The sequence below is a fragment of the Leptospira broomii serovar Hurstbridge str. 5399 genome (assembly GCF_000243715.2).
GTDB classification, from domain to species: domain Bacteria; phylum Spirochaetota; class Leptospiria; order Leptospirales; family Leptospiraceae; genus Leptospira_B; species Leptospira_B broomii.
In genome coordinates this window covers 1079455-1099238 of record NZ_AHMO02000008.1, presented here as the reverse complement: position 1 = coordinate 1099238, position 19784 = coordinate 1079455, and the positions used below count along the sequence as shown (strand labels likewise).

At 42.0% G+C, this 19784-nt stretch carries 17 protein-coding genes and 1 riboswitch; of the genes, 7 read left to right on the top strand and 10 right to left on the bottom strand.

The genetic code is table 11. The annotated features are described in order from the left end of the window. Window positions 1-9 precede the first annotated feature (9 nt). The 4 genes from LEP1GSC050_RS10695 (at window position 10) to LEP1GSC050_RS10675 (ending at window position 3632) form a co-directional block, all read left to right on the top strand. Window positions 10-588 (top strand): TetR/AcrR family transcriptional regulator, encoded by a 579-nt coding sequence (locus LEP1GSC050_RS10695; protein WP_010571208.1) that lies wholly within the window; start codon window positions 10-12, stop codon window positions 586-588. 42 nt (window positions 589-630) lie between these two features. After that, window positions 631-1371 (top strand): GNAT family N-acetyltransferase, encoded by a 741-nt coding sequence (locus LEP1GSC050_RS10690; RefSeq protein WP_020987219.1) that lies wholly within the window; start codon window positions 631-633, stop codon window positions 1369-1371. Between the two features lie 272 nt (window positions 1372-1643). Then, on the top strand, window positions 1644-2441 hold the full coding sequence (locus LEP1GSC050_RS10685; protein ID WP_010571206.1) for an SDR family NAD(P)-dependent oxidoreductase: 798 nt from the start codon (window positions 1644-1646) through the stop codon (window positions 2439-2441). Between the two features lie 468 nt (window positions 2442-2909). After that, the gene (locus LEP1GSC050_RS10675; RefSeq protein WP_010571204.1) at window positions 2910-3632 is read left to right on the top strand and encodes a TetR/AcrR family transcriptional regulator; all 723 of its coding nucleotides are present in this window, start codon (window positions 2910-2912) and stop codon (window positions 3630-3632) included. 10 nt (window positions 3633-3642) lie between these two features. On the opposite strand, the gene LEP1GSC050_RS10670 is transcribed toward LEP1GSC050_RS10675, so the two are convergent. The 5 genes from LEP1GSC050_RS10670 to gpmI all read right to left on the bottom strand — a co-directional run bounded on the left by LEP1GSC050_RS10670 (window position 3643) and on the right by gpmI (window position 8344). After that, on the bottom strand, window positions 3643-4545 hold the full coding sequence (locus LEP1GSC050_RS10670) for a haloalkane dehalogenase (RefSeq protein WP_010571203.1): 903 nt from the start codon (window positions 4543-4545) through the stop codon (window positions 3643-3645). A gap of 141 nt (window positions 4546-4686) precedes the next feature. Then, window positions 4687-5037, bottom strand: coding sequence for a DUF3147 family protein (locus LEP1GSC050_RS10665; protein ID WP_040911282.1), 351 nt, complete (start codon window positions 5035-5037; stop codon window positions 4687-4689). 111 nt (window positions 5038-5148) lie between these two features. Then, window positions 5149-6027 carry a sterol desaturase family protein gene (locus LEP1GSC050_RS10660; RefSeq protein ID WP_010571201.1) on the bottom strand — a complete coding sequence of 293 codons (879 nt, stop codon included), beginning with the start codon at window positions 6025-6027 and terminating at the stop codon, window positions 5149-5151. Window positions 6028-6095: 68 nt separating this feature from the next. Next, window positions 6096-6620, bottom strand: coding sequence for a PadR family transcriptional regulator (locus LEP1GSC050_RS10655; RefSeq protein WP_010571200.1), 525 nt, complete (start codon window positions 6618-6620; stop codon window positions 6096-6098). Between the two features lie 83 nt (window positions 6621-6703). After that, window positions 6704-8344 (bottom strand): 2,3-bisphosphoglycerate-independent phosphoglycerate mutase, encoded by a 1641-nt coding sequence (gene gpmI, locus LEP1GSC050_RS10650; protein WP_010571199.1) that lies wholly within the window; start codon window positions 8342-8344, stop codon window positions 6704-6706. A 243-nt stretch (window positions 8345-8587) separates the two neighbouring features. Between gpmI and LEP1GSC050_RS10645 the strand changes: the two genes are divergently transcribed. Next, window positions 8588-10624 (top strand): hypothetical protein, encoded by a 2037-nt coding sequence (locus LEP1GSC050_RS10645; protein ID WP_010571198.1) that lies wholly within the window; start codon window positions 8588-8590, stop codon window positions 10622-10624. Window positions 10625-11513: 889 nt separating this feature from the next. Next, window positions 11514-12542 carry a DUF1554 domain-containing protein gene (locus LEP1GSC050_RS10635; RefSeq protein ID WP_040911615.1) on the top strand — a complete coding sequence of 343 codons (1029 nt, stop codon included), beginning with the start codon at window positions 11514-11516 and terminating at the stop codon, window positions 12540-12542. Between the two features lie 19 nt (window positions 12543-12561). Here the strand turns inward: LEP1GSC050_RS10635 and LEP1GSC050_RS10630 are convergent, their stop codons facing one another. After that, the gene (locus LEP1GSC050_RS10630) at window positions 12562-13023 is read right to left on the bottom strand and encodes an AgmX/PglI C-terminal domain-containing protein (protein WP_010571195.1); all 462 of its coding nucleotides are present in this window, start codon (window positions 13021-13023) and stop codon (window positions 12562-12564) included. Window positions 13024-13025: 2 nt separating this feature from the next. Next, a complete protein-coding gene (locus LEP1GSC050_RS10625; protein WP_020987466.1) occupies window positions 13026-14672 on the bottom strand; it encodes an FG-GAP repeat protein in 1647 nt (548 codons plus the stop codon). Window positions 14673-14920: 248 nt separating this feature from the next. Here LEP1GSC050_RS10625 and chrA point away from each other — a divergent pair, with 248 nt between their 5' ends. Beyond that, on the top strand, window positions 14921-16123 hold the full coding sequence (gene chrA / locus LEP1GSC050_RS10620; RefSeq protein WP_010571193.1) for a chromate efflux transporter: 1203 nt from the start codon (window positions 14921-14923) through the stop codon (window positions 16121-16123). Between the two features lie 78 nt (window positions 16124-16201). Here chrA and LEP1GSC050_RS10615 read toward each other — a convergent pair whose 3' ends face one another. The 3 genes from LEP1GSC050_RS10615 to ppnP form a co-directional block, all read right to left on the bottom strand. Then, window positions 16202-16903: a universal stress protein gene (locus LEP1GSC050_RS10615; protein WP_010571192.1), complete on the bottom strand. Its 702-nt coding sequence runs from the start codon at window positions 16901-16903 to the stop codon at window positions 16202-16204. 10 nt (window positions 16904-16913) lie between these two features. Then, window positions 16914-19079, bottom strand: coding sequence for a cation:proton antiporter (locus tag LEP1GSC050_RS10610; protein WP_010571191.1), 2166 nt, complete (start codon window positions 19077-19079; stop codon window positions 16914-16916). 125 nt (window positions 19080-19204) lie between these two features. Then, window positions 19205-19334: riboswitch (cyclic di-AMP (ydaO/yuaA leader) on the bottom strand. A gap of 109 nt (window positions 19335-19443) precedes the next feature. Then, window positions 19444-19755 carry a pyrimidine/purine nucleoside phosphorylase gene (gene ppnP / locus LEP1GSC050_RS10605; RefSeq protein ID WP_010571190.1) on the bottom strand — a complete coding sequence of 104 codons (312 nt, stop codon included), beginning with the start codon at window positions 19753-19755 and terminating at the stop codon, window positions 19444-19446. Between the last annotated feature and the right edge of the window lie 29 nt (window positions 19756-19784).

Below are 19784 nucleotides of genomic sequence, written 5' to 3'. Positions count from 1 at the left end.
GAAAGATAAATGGCGGTTAGAGATCCGGAGGATAAAAAAGAAAGAATTCTCAGTTCTGCTCTGCGCCTCTTTACGGAGAGAGGTTTTGCGGCAACACCGATGCCCGAGCTCGCTAAGGAAGCGGGAATTGGAGCGGGAACAATATATCGTTATTATAAAAGCAAAGAAGAACTCGTAAACGAGTTGTATCGTTTTTGGAAATTAAAATTTCATGATGCGTTGCAGAAGGGTTTTCCCAAGAATGCATCGGCAAAAGAACGTTTTTTTCATTTATGGAAGGCATTGGGAAATTTTTATCAGGAGTATCCGGAATCGTTCGAATTTTTAGAATTGCATTCGCATTCTCCCTATTTGGATGAAGAAAGCAGAAAAGTTACTTCGGAAACGATGCAGCACTTAGCCGCATTCCTTGAGGATGCGAAATCTCGCGGAGAAGTTCGAACCGAACTAGGTTCGATGGAATTGGTATCTCTATGTTACGGCGCGTTTGTCGGTATGGTAAAGCTTGCAAAGGGAGGATTCGTCAAACTAGATAAAAAAGCTTTACTTCGCGCCGGAGAAATCCTTTGGAGAGGGATCGCGTCCTAGTTCGATTAAGTTCGGAAATTTAGCGAGATTTTTTCTTTGGATATGCATCGTCGCGAAATCGTTTTTAACAACTACTTCCAATTGCATAAGCGATTCTCCGAGTTATCGCAAAGCGATCCGATTAGGGGGCAAACGTATTCTTTTTTTCCGAATCGATACTCGGACTGGCTTCGAAGAATTATTTTAAAAACCGGTCAACTTCCGCAAAACAGATTATTAATCGAGTTACCCGAGCTTATTCACTCGGTAGGAAATCAACTAGTTCTTAGTTGGGAGGAAGATAAAGAAATAACCGAAGCTTTATTGAGTTTGAATTATAATATATACGAATCTCAAGCTGGGATGTTCCTTCCCGATTCGAATCGGTTTGTGCTTCAAGAAAAGCCATCGGATCCAAGCATTACATTTAAAAGATTAACCGACGGCGGTGAAATACAAGTTTGGTTATCTTTGGTCAACGACGCTTTTGGATCTATGGATGAGAGCGATTTATACCGTATTGCGTTGTCCGACGAAGCTTTTCATTTCTACGCCGCCTTCCTCCAAGATGAAATGGTTGCCACTGCCTTTACATTTCAAAATCAAGAGTCCATCGGATTGTATTCCGTCACCACTTCTCCATCTTATCGCAATCGAGGAATAGCCTCTAGATTAGTAGTGGAGATAATAGCAGAGAATGAGTCTCCACTCCCGTTTACTCTTCAAGCGACTAAAATGGGAAAGGGCATCTACGACAAATTAGGATTTCTTGAAATAGGTACGTTTCGTCACTGGCAAAAATAATCGGCGCTTTTTGCCTTTAATGCTTATCGGGGTCGAATTGGAATCCTCAGGCGGAACCGTTTCAATATTCCGGAACTAGCTATTCAGAGTATCGTCGAACTTAGATATTTTTTTAGGTTCCCGTATTTTCGAAATCGTAACGAATTTTCTCATCGATAGAATTACAAATTTATGATCAAAAGATTCGATCGGTTATCGGAAAAAACTTGTTTTTTGTACGGAATGAATATTCATTCATTAATGATCGACTTTGAAGTAGGAAGGAAAGTCCAATGAATAAACAAAATTGGAAGGATCGTTTTGGCGGGGCTGCCTTAATTACCGGAGCTTCCGGTGGTTTAGGAGAAACTTTTGCGAGGAGAATTGCTGCAAAAGGATTGGATTTAGTGCTGGTTGCTCGCAGGAAAGAAGAACTGGAAAGAGTGGCGAAGGAACTTAGGTCAAACTATGGAATTAGGGTTGAAACCATTGCACAGGATTTGAGCGCCGAGGATGCAGCGGAAAAAGTATCGATGCTGACGGATCAACTTCGGATTCCGATCGGATTATTAATTAATAATGCGGGATTCGGAACATATGGATATTTTGAGGAACTAGATTCCAATTACGAGACCAAAATGGTGAATTTAAACTGTAGAACTCCGGTGGCATTTACCGGAAAATTTCTCCCAGCTATGAAAAAACGCGGCAAGGGCGGTTTAGTCTTTCTCGCTAGTATTGCGGCTTATCAGCCGACACCCTTCTTTGCTACATACGGAGCGACAAAAGCATTTAATTTACTTTTCGGGGAAGCTCTTTGGGCAGAACTAAGGGGAACCGGAGTTCAAGTAATATCATTATCTCCCGGATATACGAAGACAAAATTTCAAGAGAATGCAGGTTATAATGGAACCGGGCCTTTCGGAATCTGGTCAACTCCTGAGGAGGTTGTGGATCGTTGTCTCTCCAAATTGGGAGATGGTCCATCTACGATTCCGGGGTTTTTGAATCGGTTGCTCGTACAATCCATCCGCTTTACTCCAAGAAACGTCGCCGCATTAGCGAGTTACGCAATCAGCAAACCTCGTTGAGGTTTATTTTTTACATTCGGTACCATGTATAGCAAATTTGGGGACTCCATATCGGAGTCCCTTTTTTTATTTTCCGCATAGATTCCAATCTTATATGTCTGCACTCCTGATATATAAGATTGGAATTCTTGATTCAAAAAACATAAACGATTTAAAGAGTTACCTATTAATCTTGCGTATCGCATCATAATTTCGTTCGGTAGATGTAATAAAAAAATAGAATCTTCTTCGATTCTGTTGATAAGAATCAAGCGAGGAATAAATCGACTTTGAATGGAAAGTTTTTCTTCGTGCCAGTACGGTAATATTCTGTTCTGGAATGAAGATTGTTTATTTACGTAAAAAATCTTTCATTCTTGACAGAGAGAGTAGAGTTTTTAGTTTTTTACAAACTTCTTTATCAATAAAGAAAGATAACGTTAGTAAAAGATATAAACAACTACAAAGCGATGCTCTACCGGTGCAACGATGAAAGACAAAAACATAGCGGAAGTCTACCACTACTATTTAGATAATGGTTCCGCTGAAAAAGAAACTTCTTCCTCGGTTCGAGGAAGAGAAAATTTAATAGGCAGGGACTTCCCTCTGCGAAAGTCGAAAGAACGAATTATTGCGGCAGCGCTTCAATTATTTTCGGAAAAGGGATTTTTTGAAACTCATATTCCGGATATTGCTTTGCGTGCAAAGATCGGGGTAGGGACAATTTATCGAAACTTTCGGAATAAAGACCATCTCTTTAACGAGTCGTTTCGAAAGTGTCTTTCCGATTTTTTGTCTTTCTTAGAAAGGGAAATCGGAGACCACTCGGATAGAAGAGAGAAATTTTTCTTACTTTGGACAGGGATCAGCTCCTTTTCTAAAGAGAGGCCCAGCGAATTCTTTTTTCTAAATCGATTTTTTAGTTCCGCGCATTTGGATACGGAAAGCTTGGCGGATTTTCTCAGACTTAAATTCAAGCTTGCAGTTTATTTTCGATCGGATTATGCGGATGATTTTTCCGATACCTGTGCATCGCTAGTTATCGGCTCATTTCTTGGTTTGGTACGATTGCAGTCGGATGAATCAGGCTTTCCGGATCAAAGGATAATTCGTCGTGCCGCCGAAATACTTTGGAGTGGATTATCTCAAATGAATAGCCTGGACGAATCTCAAATTACGAGATCTGAGGGAGTTGATCAAAATATAGACTAAATCATAGGCGTCATCGCGGATTACTTTCAACAAACTCGATTAGAATAGCGGCCAATTCTTCTCCTTTGTCTTCTTGAAGAAAATGTCCCGCATTTGCGATCGTAGTATGTTTTTGACCCTTTGCTCCCGGAACAGCCCTTCTAAAGAAAATATCCCCGCCTTTGGTGATTGGATCGGAGTCGCTAAAAGCGGTAAGAAAGGGCTTCTTCCATTGTCTGAGAACATCCCAAGCGTTTCGGTTATCGATAGATGCATCGTTGTTAGGTGTTATGGGCACTAAAGTCGGAAAGATTCGAGCCCCTGTTTTGTAAGTCTCGTCCGGGTAAGGCGCTTCGTATCCATTAATTATATCTTTCGAAAGTTTGGAAATGCATCCGTTTTGTATAATTCTTCCGATTGGAAGAGATTTTACTTTTTGAGAGAAGTCTCTCCATTTTAAGAATTCTTCCTTCGGCGGGATATCTCCTGTGGGTAAAAATGTATTACCCGCGCAGACTCTAAGAAAACGATCCGGAAGTTCCGCGACTGCTCGTAGCCCGAGCAGACCTCCCCAGTCTTGACAAAAAAGAGTAAGATTGTCCAAGTTTGTCTGATTCAAAAAGGATTTTAGCCATTCTACATGCCGTTTATACGTGAAAATTGACGGATCAGTCGGTTTATCCGATTTTCCGAATCCGATTAAATCGGGCGCCACGACCCTATAGCCTGCGTTCACTAAAGGCGGAATCATTTTGCGATACAAAAAAGACCAAGAAGGCTCGCCGTGCAAAAGTAAAAATGTTTCCTTTGAATTCGAATTTCCCTCATCCAGGTAATGCATCCTGAATTCATCTAGCTGAACGTAGTTCGACCGGAATGGATAGTTTGGAAGATCAACAAAATTTTCTTCGGGAGTTCTCAGGAAGTTTTTCATCTTAAGTGTTCCGCCATTTTTTATCCCTAAATTGTCAGCGGATTCTAAATCACTCGTTTACGAGTTTCAAGTTTTTTTCTTTTTCGTTTCAACTCCTAGGCTTCTAAAAAACAGGATTTAGAAAAAAATGCCCCTGACAAATTAAAGAAGTTTAATGCCGAATTTACCGGAAAGATATCCGAAAAGAAAAAAAAGTAAGATTGTACCAGTTATGCAGATAGTTAATGCCGGCCAGAAATCGAATTTTTGATTTAATTTCGGAAAAATTAAAAACATAGGAAGCGTTGGAAGGACATACCAAAACGTATAGTATGCGTGGTTTGAAATTTTTTCGGACGAAGCCTTATCGATCTTAAGCCAAATTAACGTTAAAATCGTTATGATCGGGAGGGCAGCTAAAAAGCCGCCCAATCTTTCATTTCTTCTCGCAGCTTCCGATATTAATACGATTAGAAGCGACGTTAGGAAATATTTAAAAAGTAAATATGACATCTCGATTCGTTCGTCTCTAAGGGCTAAATTTTACCTGCTGCCGAAAGGAGTCACGGATATTTATTCCGGAAATACGAATCAATAGAGATTTTTACGATAACCGTTTTCGTTTTATAGCTCGGGACTATTCCGTAATTTTGTAAACGGAAGCGACATTACGGCTATCAGCCGGCTACTATCCGGATAGTTTGCAGGCTCAGGCACACCGAGCTTTTCCGGAACCCGTTTCGGCTGATAAACGAAAGTTCCAAATACAATATCCCAAAGACTCAGAAACGTCCCGTAATTTTTAGCTTCATTCAAATCTGCGCTATGATGAAACCTGTGAAGTTCGGTTCCGATAAAAATATAATTTAGAGGCCCGGCTTTTATATTCACATTGAAGTGCGAAAATAATTCGTGTAATCCAAGCAGGACATTAAATACGAAGATAGATTCCGGACGACAACCTATTAGAAGGAAGGTTCCTTGGATGATAGCTTGTATTATTATAGTATTGATCGGATGGAGGACCGGATGCATCAGAAGATAAACTCGATCGGGTAAATGATGAGCGGCATGAACATTCCAAAGCCATCTACCGATCCAACCTTCTCCTTCGTGGCTTATTCTGTGATACCAATATTGCCCGAATTCGAAAACTACCGCGATTACAATCGCTTCAATAATGAAGGGTGAATCGTGAAATAAACCTTTATTTTCTCGGCTTAGTGAAATCGCTATAAATGCAAAAAAGAATTTCACGGAATTTATCGAGAGAATTGTTACGGACATCCATTTTAAGTCTCGCACGAAGGATTTTTTGGTCATCCTCCATTCTTCCTTAAGCGGAAACGCGAATTCAACGATCAATAAAGCGATCGCGTTGAACGCGCTAATCCATACGAAGGCATACTTTAATTCCCAACCAAATGCAATGACGGCTGTTATAAATCCAATATTTAAGGATAGCAGCGCCGGGTACAAGAAATATGTAACGAATTTGCTCATAAAGTTTTTACCCCTGTATAGTGATATTTTATATAGTACTATACAGTATAGCAATAGGCCAAAAAAAGCTACTCTTTTTTGAATTCACGAATCGTTTGTTCTATCCAGTCGAATAATGCGCTAAATGTCATTCTATACTGTTTAATGATGCTTTTTACCGGAAACGGTGCGGATTTCATATCCTTTTCATGTTCAAGAATCCATTTTTTCCAGGCGAAAATCTGTTTTTTTAAGGTGAGAAGAGTCGCCAAACCCTCCTCTCGATCGAGTCGATCTAAATTTAGAATAACCGCGTTAAAATCGATATAGAACGGTTGCACTTTCGATGAAAAATTCCGAATCAGTTCGTAGAAATATTTTTTGCCAGCCGCATTGATCGAGTAGATTACTTTTTCGGGATTTTCCCCTTCTTTTTCGGTTTTTCCGATCAAGTAACCGGCTTGGAAAAGTCTCTTGCAACTTTTGTAAATCGCCGGGACACTTATTTTGATCATCCTATCGACTTGATCGTTCTCTACATACTGCACGATCTCATAGGCGTTCATCGGTCGCTTAATAAGAATGCCTAATATGATTAAGTCTATCGTTGACATTTTGTTCCATAGAGTCAAATAACTGAGAACTACGAGGTTATATTGACTTCAATTCTTTTCCTTTTCTATTTTCAAGAGACCGGTCATTTTGCTAGTAAGCTTTCGTGATATCCTTCAGGAGTTTGATAGCCCATGATATCCAATAAAGTCGCGGCTACGTTTGCCAATCCCGCATTCGGAACATTCTGCTTGAGTGAAAGCTTTCCGCTAGGATCTAAAACGCTAAAAGGAACTGGATTTAGAGTATGGGATGTTTTCGGAACAGGACGTCCGGTTGCGTCCTTTTGAACGTTTCCTTTTTTGTCCAACTGATACATTTCGTCCGCATTGCCGTGATCTGCGGTGACTACGAGAACGATTCCCTGTTTTGCACACACTAAGGAAAGTCGTTTCATGCATTCGTCAAGAAATTCCATAGCCTGAACAGTAGCCGCAAAATTTCCCGTATGGCCTACCATGTCTCCGTTCGGGTAATTGACCCTGTAGAAGTCGTGCTTATTTTCCGAAAGCACTTTCTCCAATTCCTGGGTAATTGCTTCCGCCTTCATGTCAGGAGTTTGATCGAAAGGAATAACGTCCGACGGGATCTCCTTATAATCTTCCTTCGAAACGTCGAAATGCCCGGATCGATTTCCGTTCCAAAAAAATGTGACATGGCCGTATTTTTGCGTTTCGGATAACGCATACTGTAAAATGCCGGAGTTTGCCATATACTCTCCTAATGTCCTACCTATTGCGGGCGGAGTGACTAAAAATCGTTCCGGCAATTTTAGATCTCCGTCATATTGAGTCATACCAGCATAGCAAACATCCGGTAGAGGTCCTCGATCGAACTTATCGAAATTCTTTTGTGTGAAGGCTTGAGAGATTTCGATGGCCCTATCTCCGCGAAAATTCGTAAATACAACCGAATCACCGTCGATGATCGGACCTACAGGGTTTCCATTTTCCGCTATCACGAAAGCGGGAAGATATTGATCGATGACGAGCGGGTCTTCGTTTCTGAAAGTCTGGATGGCGGCTTCGGCTCCGGGAAATTGCCTTCCTTCGCCTTTGACATGAACTTTCCATCCGCGCTCTACCATGGACCAGTCCGCTTCGTAACGATCCATAGTGATCGTCATTCTTCCGCCACCCGACGCTATTTTTATATCCTTCCCGCTATTTCTTAATTCGTTTAGCCATTTTTCGAATGGGACTAAATAATCCAGTGCGGATTTTTCAGGTACGTCCCTTCCATCCAGCAGAATATGGAGCCGAATTTTCGGTACTCCGACTTTAATCGCGTTTTCTATAAGAGCTTTCGTGTGATCGATATGAGCGTGGACGTTCCCGTCCGAAAAGAGCCCGATCAAATGCAACGTGGAGCTTTTTGATTTGGAATTCCCTACGATTTCTTTCCAGGCTTCACCCTCGAATAACGAGGAGTTAGCGATCGAGTTATTCACCAACTTCGCTCCCTGGTCGAAGATTCTTCCGCAGCCAAGTACATTATGACCGACTTCCGAATTTCCCATATCCTCATCCGACGGCATTCCTACCGCAGTTCCGTGAGCTTTTAAATGAATGGTCGGAGCATCGTTCCACAGTTTGTTTAAGAACGGAAGTTTTGCCGCTGCAATTGCATTTCCGAATTCTCGCCCCCTGGGAGAGTAACCGACACCGTCCAAAATAACTAATAATACTTTTCTGGGAATAAAGGGAGATTGTTTACTAAGTTGCATTCCAGCTTCCAGGAAAGGTTCTCAATCGACCCCGTCAAGAGGATTAGTCGGCATCTAGTGGCATAGATACTTCTATCTAGCGGCTAGTTAATGAAAATCAGGGCAAAAATAAGTTTTTGGTGGAAGCGGCCACAGGTAGGGATATGATGACGGCAGATTCTGTAGCGAATGCTTATTAGTGAACCTATTCAAGTTCTTACGGATTGTAAAATCTGAAAGAACGAACAGGATCGGACTTTCATTATGACTGTAAAAGATTCGAGACCGTTAGATCCTAGTACGGGTAATCCTCTTCTCCAGGGCTTTTTACGGGTTAAAAAGCTGAATGAAGTCGTAAGCTATTACATGAACGACAAGGTAACTCATTCCTTGTATAAGGCGATAGCCGCCGCCACATCTTATAAAAACGCAAAGTCACGCCATCTATTCGAGCCTCATCACCGGGTGCAGGAAGTCGGTGAATTGACTCAGAAAGAAATGGACCTACATCTAAAGCGACTTCTCGAGGATGGAACGGTTTCGCAATTAGCATATTTTATGGGTGATGAACTGGAGCAGCAACCTACACCCAGACCTTGTTTTGCGGCGTTTCCCGAAGGGGAATCACTGGATCTAAGTCGAATTTATTTAGAGCTGTTGGATGTATCCGTTATTTCTTTGATAGGATATCTCGATCGCAAGCCGGAATTAACAAAGCCCGTCGTGTGGGAAAATCTCGAGGCAGATTGGGAAACTAAATCGAGGAAAGAAAAACCATTTCCCCAGCTCTTTCTTTATCTGCGAGAAGCTTTTCACGACGAGACATTCTCCATTCTTCCCAGTCCTGAATTCGTAAAAGATTTTCTTTTTGAATTAGAGGACGACCTTACAAAGAAAGGAAGGGTTGTCGACATTCCCGGTTACGGTCTTTTCAGTTTAAAAAACACTAAAGAAGCCATTCAAATCATCGAATATATCGACGACTTTATTCAGACTAAAGGAATGAAAGCTCTTCGTCATATACTGTCAGAAGCGTTTCAAAGAATAGCAATGGAGGAAAAATTTTATTATTCCGATCCTTCGCATCCTGAGACCACAAAGTTTCGCGTAGCAAGAGCCGAGGCATTTTCACAAGCGTTGCAGTCGGGCAATCCCGGACTCGGAAGTTCGGGAATGTTAGGAGTCGTTTTAATACGGACTTTGGCGGAAATTGCGGAAAAGGAAATGCAGAGACAGCATTCCGAAAAAGAACGAAATCAATTTCAGGAGATTAAACGCGGCTTATTAGCGGAAGCGGTTCGTTGGGATCGGAAAGTTTTATTTATCCCCGATAAGGAATTCCGGTATTTCCCGGACGATCTAAAACGAATGTTATTGGACGACCTCGAAATTGCCTATGCGACTTGGGAAGCAAAAGGCGGAACGATCCATGCGTTCTTACATAAAAATCCCGAAAGCGTAAGACAGATTGTTTTGAGTCTAAGCGGCGCTCATGTCGTCGAAGCATGGAAAATTTTATGCATTCGACAGCTAATCGAAGCACATGAACCCCAAATAAAATCCGTCTTTAAGGAATCCGAATTCGTGAAAGCATACGGAAAAGTATTACGAAAAGGATATATGGAATACTTTCCGTGGTTCTATCCGATTCTGGATTTGATAGGTATCGGTAGAATTTTTCAAGATTTCTTTTTTTCGCAGGCAAAAGATAAAATTCGCATTCAGCAGAATTTCTTAAAAGGTAAGAATCTCGAAATTGCCAAAAAAGACGAGCAGGCAAGAGTTCAAGAAAGACTGAAAGAAGAAGAGAAAATTCGTCATGCCGATCAACGATCCAAGTTATCATCTTTGCTGGACGAATATTATTTTAAGAAGAAGCATCCGCCGTTAGCTGCGGATATTCAAGCATTGGTATCGGAATTTTCCGCGGACACTTTTTATCAAATACTCGAACGGGAAAAATTCGTATTGCTTACTTGGGAAGGTAGCAAAGAAAAATACGACCAAATTCTTTGCTATTCGAGCGATGAATCCTTTCGAACGAAGGCCAGAGAAATTCATAAAGTTTTTTCCGAACGCTTGGGGTCTTTGCAAAATAAGATCCGAACTGCGGAAGAAGAAGAGTCTAGAGTTCGTATTACGAGGGTCATAAAATATATCGACACTTGGTTTTCTTCCAATAAGGGACATGAAAAATCTACGTCCATTTCCGCGCAAAACGGTAAAGAAGAGGACGGCGATCCGTACGAATCGTTTCGACGGGAAATTCAAAAACTGCGGCAAAAAGCTCCGGCAGCCTGATCCGATTTTTCCTCAAAATTTTTTTTAACGATTTGTAAAGAATCGGTACCCTGTTTTGCTCTAAGAAAATTCAAAAAAGATAGTTTTATGATAAAATAGAATATCTTAATTTTGAATAATTTGTTATACCCCGTTTGGGATAATATAAAAAAATATTTCTAATAGAAGTTCGAATTTCGTTTCAGTCTACTCTTTCGGATTTTAGCCGACATCGGACTGGAGTAAACGCGGACTGGACTTTAAATATCTCATCGGGCATTCCTCAGGATAATTGTAAGGATTGGACTTCAAACAATTCGAGCGAGACCGGTAAAGCGGGTTTGGCATCTTCGACAAACGGTAAAACGGCGAATAATGGGATTTCATCTTGCAGTAACTATTACAATTTACTTTGCGTTAGATCTCCTTAACGCTGGGGATACGGGATAAATTGGGTTCGAATTTTGTATTTTTATTTTCCGATCAGGTAGCGCGAATAACAAGAATCATATAATTTAGAACTAGTTCTAAATTAAAAATACCCGCATTATTAAAAATAGGTCAAAATTTTATTCCTTGGGTTGTATTGTTTATTCTAGGGGATTCCCTAAAAGCGAAAACAATCGGAGGAAGGTTATGAAAATTACCGGCAAACGGGCTTTTCTCGCAACTATTCTCAAATCTTTTCTATCGCATCTGAATTGCATAAATCCTCAAGGGTTTTGGCTGAACTTAGGAAGGCCGTATTCAAACTCGCGGGGGCTGATTTTCTTCTTCAGATCCGTAATTTCCTTACTATCATTTAATACAAATTTTTATTTCTTACGTAAGGGAAACCGATTTCAAAATCGAGTTCTTTGGGTGATTGGAAGATTCGAGCTATAGCATGAATTTTCAGGGAGAAGCTAAAATGAAACTGTATAATTTTAAAACTTTGGGCCTTCTTATTTTATACGTCGCCCTTGCGATTCATTGCAACCAGGCAAAACCGATGCAACTGGATTCCAGTAAAAGTCCTTTGGGAGCCTTTTTACCTAATATTATTGCCGCAATAAGCGTAACTCCGATTCGGTTTCAATCTAATGCGACTGTTACTGAAAACAGCTCTTTGGTGGTTTCAATCGTTTCGACCACTACGTTGGATTCTCCAGTTACCTATAACTTGAGTTTTAGCAGTCCGATTATGACTGTTTCTCCTACTAGCATTACTCTCTCGTCTTCGAGTCCGAGCGCGACGGTTACGATCGCACACGCAATCGATAACGATTGCCTAGATCAAAATTATCCCTTAGTCGCAACTCAAACGGATAAAGGATTAAGTCAGACTCTTCAAGTAGCAACGGTCGATATCGATAAATGTACCTTTGTAGCAACTAACCAAGCTCAAGGTGGAATCGGATATTTTGGAACCTTCGGTGGAGTTCCGGGGGCCGACGCAATTTGTGCTTCGGAAAAACCTGCTTCATTACCCGGTAGTTATAAGGCTTTGATTATCGTTCAAACAGGTACGGTTCTTAGAGCGATTACGTCGACTGCGAATTGCGGTCTTCCATCCACGCCCAATTGCAATAATAATCATAATTGGGTGTTACTGGCAAACACTCGCTATTATGGCAGCGACGCTTTAACACTTCTGTTTAAAACGCATGCTCAAGTCCCTATCTTCTATTTTACTTCGGGGAATTTAACGAATCCTTTGGGAATGGGAGCGAGTGGAGGAATTTGGACCGGCTTAAAGTCGGATTGGACGGAAACAGCGTCTTTTCAATGTATGACGGTCGGCACGTACGAGGAATGGTTTCCGAATCCGTACCCGAGCTATATTAATAATGCACATTACGGAAGCCTTTCGGCGGTGGACTCCACTTCTTTGGATACGGGAACTGCAGCCACGGACTGTACGACCGTAAGAAAGAATTTGTTCTGCATTAGACAATAAAAGAATGCGCTAGAAACGATTATCTCTTTGCGAAGGAAAATCTATGGGAAACATATTTTTCGAACGGCGGAGGGGGAAAGGTCCATAAAGAGATTTTATCCGTCAGACATTTTTGAAATTTTTCTTCCGTAAAATTAGACCGTACAATTTCAGGAATAAGTACGTTTCCATAGATGTCGATTCTCCAGTCGACCTGAGTTATTCCACTCGTTGTCTTCGGTCTTGTCTCTAGATACACGTTGTAACAAGCCTGGATTTTTCCGGCATTCTTTAGGATTGTATTTTTTACTTCGTTTTTAATATAAGGATCGTTTCCGTCGAAGGATTTGCCTAAATTTAGCTGTAGTTTATGTAATTCTTCTAATAAAGCTGCATGAGATTTTTTGAACTGATATACTTGAAAGCCGAAAAGAATAAAAAGAAAGAGCCCGATTATAAGACTTCCTTTGAGTAAAGCGGTTCGATTGATCATTTCCTTCATATTTATAAGCCGAACACGTACGCGGCTCCGTTATTGGCTCCGTTTTTATTCGCGGAACTTAAATCGGAACCGTTAATTATCCAGTTACTGTTGCTGCTTTCGGCTAACGCTCCCGCTACGATCGTATTTCCGGAAATTGCCGTAGCGCCACCGAAGAAAATTCCATTGGTATTATTGGATGGCTTTAGATAATCTCGGTGGGACCATTGAGCTCCAGATCTTTCGAATACATAGACCGCCCCGTTAAAGAACCCCTCTCGATTCGTGGGATTTAAATCGCTTCCATGAATGATGGAGTTAGTCGTGCTCGTTTCTCCCGGGGCTCCGGCGACGATACGATTTCCGAAAATACCAACCGAAGCTCCAAAGGTTTGTTGATTCGATGAATTCGGCGCTTTCAAATATGCATCCTGATTCCAAATCGTTCCGACTCTCTCGAATACATAAACCGCACCGTTATTCGAACCTGCGTTGTTTGTGGCGCTGAGATTAGGTCCGTGAACGATCGAGTTTGTATCGCTAGATTCGAATGGCGAACCTACTACGATAGTATTTCCTTTGATTGCGACTGAGTTTCCAAATAAATCCGAGTTTGACGCGTTAGATGCTTTTAGATAAGCTTGGTGAGTCCAAGTCGTTCCCGATCTGAAGTATACATAAACGGCTCCGTTTCCGCTTCCATTTCGGTTGGTTGCCGATAAATCGGTTCCCTGAATGATTGAAGTTGTCGTACTGCTTTCCATTTTTGCGCCGATTGCAATTGTGTTTCCGTCAATCGTAACGGAGTTCCCGAATGAATCCAAGTTAAACCCATTGGGCGCCTTTAGATAGGCTTGATGAGTCCAGTTCGATCCGCTCCTTATGAAGACATACGCAGCTCCTACATTATTTCCGCTATCGTTTGCAGAGCTTAGATTGGATCCGTTAATGATCGTTGTAGTATTACTATCTTCTCCGCTCGACCCTACGACGACGGTATTTCCGCTAATTGATAAGGAAGATCCGAACTGATCAACGTCGGATGCATTGGGTGCTTTTAGATAAGCTTGGTGTGTCCAGGTTGTTCCGTTTCTTATGAAAATATATACTGCTCCTACATTATTACCGCTGTCATTTGTAGAGCTTAGATTGGGTCCGTTAATGATCGTTGTAGTATTACTATCTTCTCCACTCGATCCTACTGCAATGGTATCTCCGTCGATCGCAACGGAAGTTCCAAAATTATCCGTGTTGGATGCATTGGGCGCTTTTAAATAGGCCTGATGAGTCCATTTGGGACCGGATCGAGCAAATACATAAACCGCTCCCGTATCATTTCCGTTATCATTGGTGGAGCTTAGATTAGAATCTTGAATGATCGAAGTCGTATTGCTATCCTCGAAAGGAGCTCCGGCTACGATCGTATCCCCGTCGATTGAGACCGAGTATCCGAATTGATCGTTATTCGATGTATTAGGAGCTTTCAAATACGCCATTTGAGAGAGTCCTAATGCATCCTGAATAGGTAATGAAGAAGACGATAATAGGCCTAAGAATAACCATGCTTGACTATTATGCTTTTTACAGCCTGCAATACATAGGAGAATGAAAAGTAATGGAGTTAAAATTCCAAAACATAGGTTTCTTTTTAGCGATGGGTCCGGGTTCATTGATTTACAAATATCCTAAAAAAGGATATTTGTAAATCTTAGTTTCCTTTTTGGGCAAGAATTTTTTAAAAAATAATCAGTACTTTCATTTTTTTCTTTGGGAACAGTCTATTAATGCTTTGAAATCTCTTTTTTGAGGCCCCATTCGCTTTCTGTTTTCGAGTCAGAATGGAGGAAATTTGATAAATTGTAAAAAATGGAATCGGAAAAGGGTAGTCATTTAGTTTTGATCCTGAATTTAAGAAAGCATGTCGGCTAATAATAAGGACGGCGATCTGGGTAAAATTTTTGATATTTTCCTCGTTTCCCTGAAATTGGGACTAACCTCCTTTGGAGGGCCGATAGCTCATATCGGGTATTTCCATCGTGAATATGTCGTCGTAAAAAAATGGTTGGATGAGAAGTCGTATACGGATCTTGTCGCGCTCTGCCAATTTCTTCCCGGTCCGGCGAGTAGCCAATTAGGTATTGCAATAGGAACGATTCGCGCCGGTATCGGAGGCGGGATCGCCGCTTGGTTAGGTTTTACGGCGCCTTCAGCAATTGCGCTTACTTGTTTTGCCTTTCTTTTGCTGCGTTATGATTTCGGAAATGCAATTTGGATTCACGGTTTGAAGGTCGTTGCCGTGGCGGTGGTGGCCCAAGCGATTTTCTTGATGTGGAAAAAACTGATCACGACTTGGAATCATACTTTGATTGCTTTGTCTGCTGCCGTCGTCTTATCCTTTTGGCAGACTGCCGTTAGCCAAATCGCTCTTATTGTCGCAGCAGGATTCCTAGGGCGATTTCTTTTTACCGAATCTAAAGTAGAAGATGTCCCGACGGTCCAAGTGAATGTGAAGAGATCGACTGCAATTCTATGTCTAGTCAGTTTTGTTTGCTTATTGCTACTGTTTCCATTACTTCGCCAACTGACGACAAGTCCTTGGGCTTCTTTGATGGATAGCTTTTATCGATCCGGTTCCTTAGTCTTTGGGGGAGGTCACGTAGTTCTTCCTCTTTTGGAGAAGGAATTAGTTCCGAGCGGCCTTATTTCCGAACAGACTTTTCTTGCCGGTTACGGTGCTGCTCAAGCGGTTCCCGGACCATTATTTACGTTTGCCAGCTATTTGGGTGCCACCATCGACGGAGTTAGGGGCTCGCTCATTGCAACGACGGCTATTTTTCTTCCGGCGTTTTTGTTGATTCTGGGTTTTTTACCTTTTTGGAATTCGATTCGCAAAAATATGAAAATGCAAGGAATATTGGCCGGGATTAATTCCGCAGTCGTCGGGATTCTTCTTGCCGCTTTATACAATCCTCTCTCGACTTCCGCGATTCTTTCAGCATTGGATTTTGCAATCATGCTCTCGCTTTTTGCACTGCTCGTTTTTTGGAATATGCCGTCCTGGGTGATCGTCATTTTAGGCATTGCCGCGAGTTATACTTCGAAATTATATTTCCTATTTTAGAATTTCAAGCGAGTCGCCTTTGCGATCTGTCTTTTTTATCTTTTGCAACGTTGCGGATTCGGTTTGTGTTCGATTCTATCAGAAGCTTCTTCGTAAAATCAAATAGGAGAGATCCTTTTTAGCCAACAAAATCGAATGAAAGGATTTGTACGTTTCATAATCCAGGATCGCGAGATTCTTTTTGGTGTCCGGTGCTAGTGAAAAAGGTAACCAAGGGCGAAACGAATGAGAGCCATGAAGGCCAAAGTCCTCCTGCCTTGAGCCGGAAAAAACCGGGATCGAATTTTTCAAAAAGGAGGGAAGGCCTCTTAATAAAGGAAATATTGCGGCCGATTCTAATCCGGGAGCTAAGATGACCGGTTCGATCGGCGAGTGCAGTCCGTTATCGGCTAACACTGCTACATCGATCGACGAGAGTTTTCGCAAAACATCGCCGACTCTTCCCCCCAATAGACCTTCCGAAAACAAAGAACGAGCTGCACCTAATAAAAGTAAGTCGATTTCCTTACTTTTTGCAATTTCAACAATTCCAGGTACGACCCAATCCGATGGAAAGCCGACGGTTTCAAATTGAAAATCGCAACCTGCAGCTTCTTCTCTTACGGCTTTGAAAATCTCGTCTTCCTCTAATCTAGGAAATCCTTCGGTTTCGGATTCCACCGAAACCACATGAAGAGCTATTATGGAAAGCGAATCGCCGGCTTGGGAAAAGAGAGCTCTTGCAAGCCCGAATAACTTTGCGCCCATTTTCGGGTTTGCGAACGATACCAAAACTTTCATCTTCCCTCCTCTAACTAGTGAGAATCAAGATACTCGGAAGCTGAGATGCCAATTCCGTAGATTCTATTTCTCTATAATAATCCCAACTTGCTATGATCAAATCGTAATGAGTCCAATCTTCCTGCGTAAGTTCGGACTCCGGTTTTTGAAGTAATTTCACCCGATATCGCGAACTTTTCTTAGGTAAGCTAGTCGCCCATTTTGGAGCTAAGCCGTCGGTCCATAGGATTGTGCTCTCTTTTCCGGAAAGATTCGAGAAAAACTCGAAATATTCCCGTAAAAAAGCGTCGCGATTTCCCGAAAAAAGAAAGAGGAGCCTGCGCGCATCCTTAAATCCGCGATCGATCAGTATACCTACGGGAAACGGCGAATTTTCGACGATGAACCGAACTCGGCCTACGGTATCTTTTTTGGAGAATATGGAATGGGCTCTCCCTATCAAAAGTAGATTCGGTCGAACTTGCCTTGTTTGATTCAGGATTTCTTTCGCTACCAGCGACGTATTCTTATAGATTCTTTTGAAACCCCATCCAAGTTCGCGACCTTTTTCCTCTAGAGAAGAGAAAACTTCCTTTTCTATCGTTTCGGCTTCTGTCGGCGTCAAATCTCCGCTGGACGTGACGTGCAACGCGGTAATCTCAGTATCCGGATTTTTCTTCTTAGTTTCCGGAAATAAATAAGATACCAATTCCAGCAATCGAACTCCCGAACTCGGAGCGGCAAACGAAAGCAAAATTTTTCTCTTAGCGGTCGGCGATTCGGCGATCCTGGAAAAGAATCTAAGATCAAGTATATCTAATATAGGGCCGGTCATAAAGGTCGTGACTAACGCCATCAGAACCATCATCGCGAAGATTTCCTTGGATAAAATTCCTAGGTCGTATCCGATATTCAATACGACCAATTCCATCAATCCTCTAGTATTCATTAGAGCGCCGATAGCCAAACTATCTTTCCAGCTTTGTCCGACTAACTTGGCCGCAACGGCGCTGCCTAGAAACTTGCCGACAATTGCGATGCCGATAACTCCAAAGCAGATCCACCAAAGATTCCCGCTACTTAACAATCCTATTTGCGTTTTTAGTCCGGTAGAAACGAAGAATAAAGGAAGCAATAAAAGTAAACTTACGTCTTCGATCTTTTCGGAAAGCATTCGCCTGAATTCTAGCTGCGGAGGCATAATTACTCCAGCAAAAAATGCGCCGAATAAGGCGTGAATCCCGATAGCCTCCGTTGCGTATGCCGAAAGAAGCCAAATCATAAATACGAATGCGGTGACAGGACGTCGTAATGCTTCCTTACTCGGATAGATCGAGGAAATTTTTCTCATTAAAGGACGGACGGCCAAGATCATTATGATAACGTAAATTACCGCTAATCCCAACGTAGCGATGCTTCCTGCGAACGTTCCGGCCTGGGCGATCGCAACTACTCCCGCTAAAATGCACCAAGCCGTAATGTCGTCCGCCGCGGCGCACGTAATAACTAAGGTTCCTAGAGGAGTTTTTGTTAGACCCCTCTCTTGCACGATCCTCGCCAAGACCGGAAAGGCGGTAATGCTCATGGCGATTCCCATAAACAATCCGAAGACCAAAAAGGAAATTCCCTTAGGAGCTAAATCCCCGTACAATGTCAACGAGTAGGCGGTTCCAAGGAAAAACGGGAATAGAATACTCGCATGACTGACGACTACGGCGTCGTGAGCTTTCTTTCCCAATACGCTTAAATTCAATTCCATCCCTATCAAGAAAAGAAAAAGAAGAAGTCCCACATTGCTCAAAGCTTGTATAATCTTCAGGGATTCTTTCGGAAATAGAAAATCGCTAGCTTCCGGCCAGAACATTCCTAGAAACGACGGTCCTAAAAGAATTCCTGCGATGATTTCGCCGATAACGGAAGGTTGTCCTAAAAACGCTAATAAAGATCCTAAAACTCTTGCCGTTCCTAAAATGACAAGCAACTGCAAAATCAGCATCGCCACCGGCTGTTTTAGGTTCTTTCCCAATTCGGATAGAATTTCAAGGGGCGGGACTAATCTTTCGCTCCCTCCGTTTACCGAAGGAAGGAGATTCGTTTCCAACGATTTTCCGAGATCGAGAGAAACAAAAATCCCTAATCCAAAGATGATTAGAAAGAAAGCATATACTAGTATGCTTCGAACCAGTTTCTGATTCATCCGGCGATCCTCCGTTATTTAAATTTTCTTCGGGATCAAATCATATTTGAAGCTTAAAGCCTCAGACTCATGATTCGGCCAAAGATAGTTTGAGCAGGAAGAAGTCCGGAGGAGAACCCTCCTGATCGTCTTCTCTCCATGCCTGCGAAGTTAGCTGACGGGCTGGGATTGAGAGATATCCCCCGTGCAATGACGGTTAGCCCCGGATTTTGGTTCCTCCGCTCCGAATGAATTCGGATTAGGCAGACTCGGCACTATCTGTACGACGGAGCCGTTTTTTTGTCAACACGATCCTACATGAGAATTTTCAATTCGCTTAACTTACTACGTGCTAACCGAATTGAAAATTATAGGCGACTTTATTCTATAAATAGGAGCAGCAGTAATCGCTGACCATTTTTACTTTTAATTTGAATTTAGATTTGGCCGGGACTTGAAAGGACTGTCCGCTTTTGATTTCTTGCCAATTTTCATTTCCTGGAAGTAACACCAGCAAATCGCCTTCGGTTATTTCCATGATTTCACCGACGTCGGTTCCGAACTCGTATTCGCCGGGCATGAGTATTCCAAGAGTCTTTTTTTCCCCATTTGCAAAAAGGAGAGTACGGCTGGTAACCTGTCCGTTAAAATATACGTTTGCTTTCTTGAGAACCGTTACATTTTCAAACTGTTCCATTTATCCTAATCTCGTTTATCATTATGTAT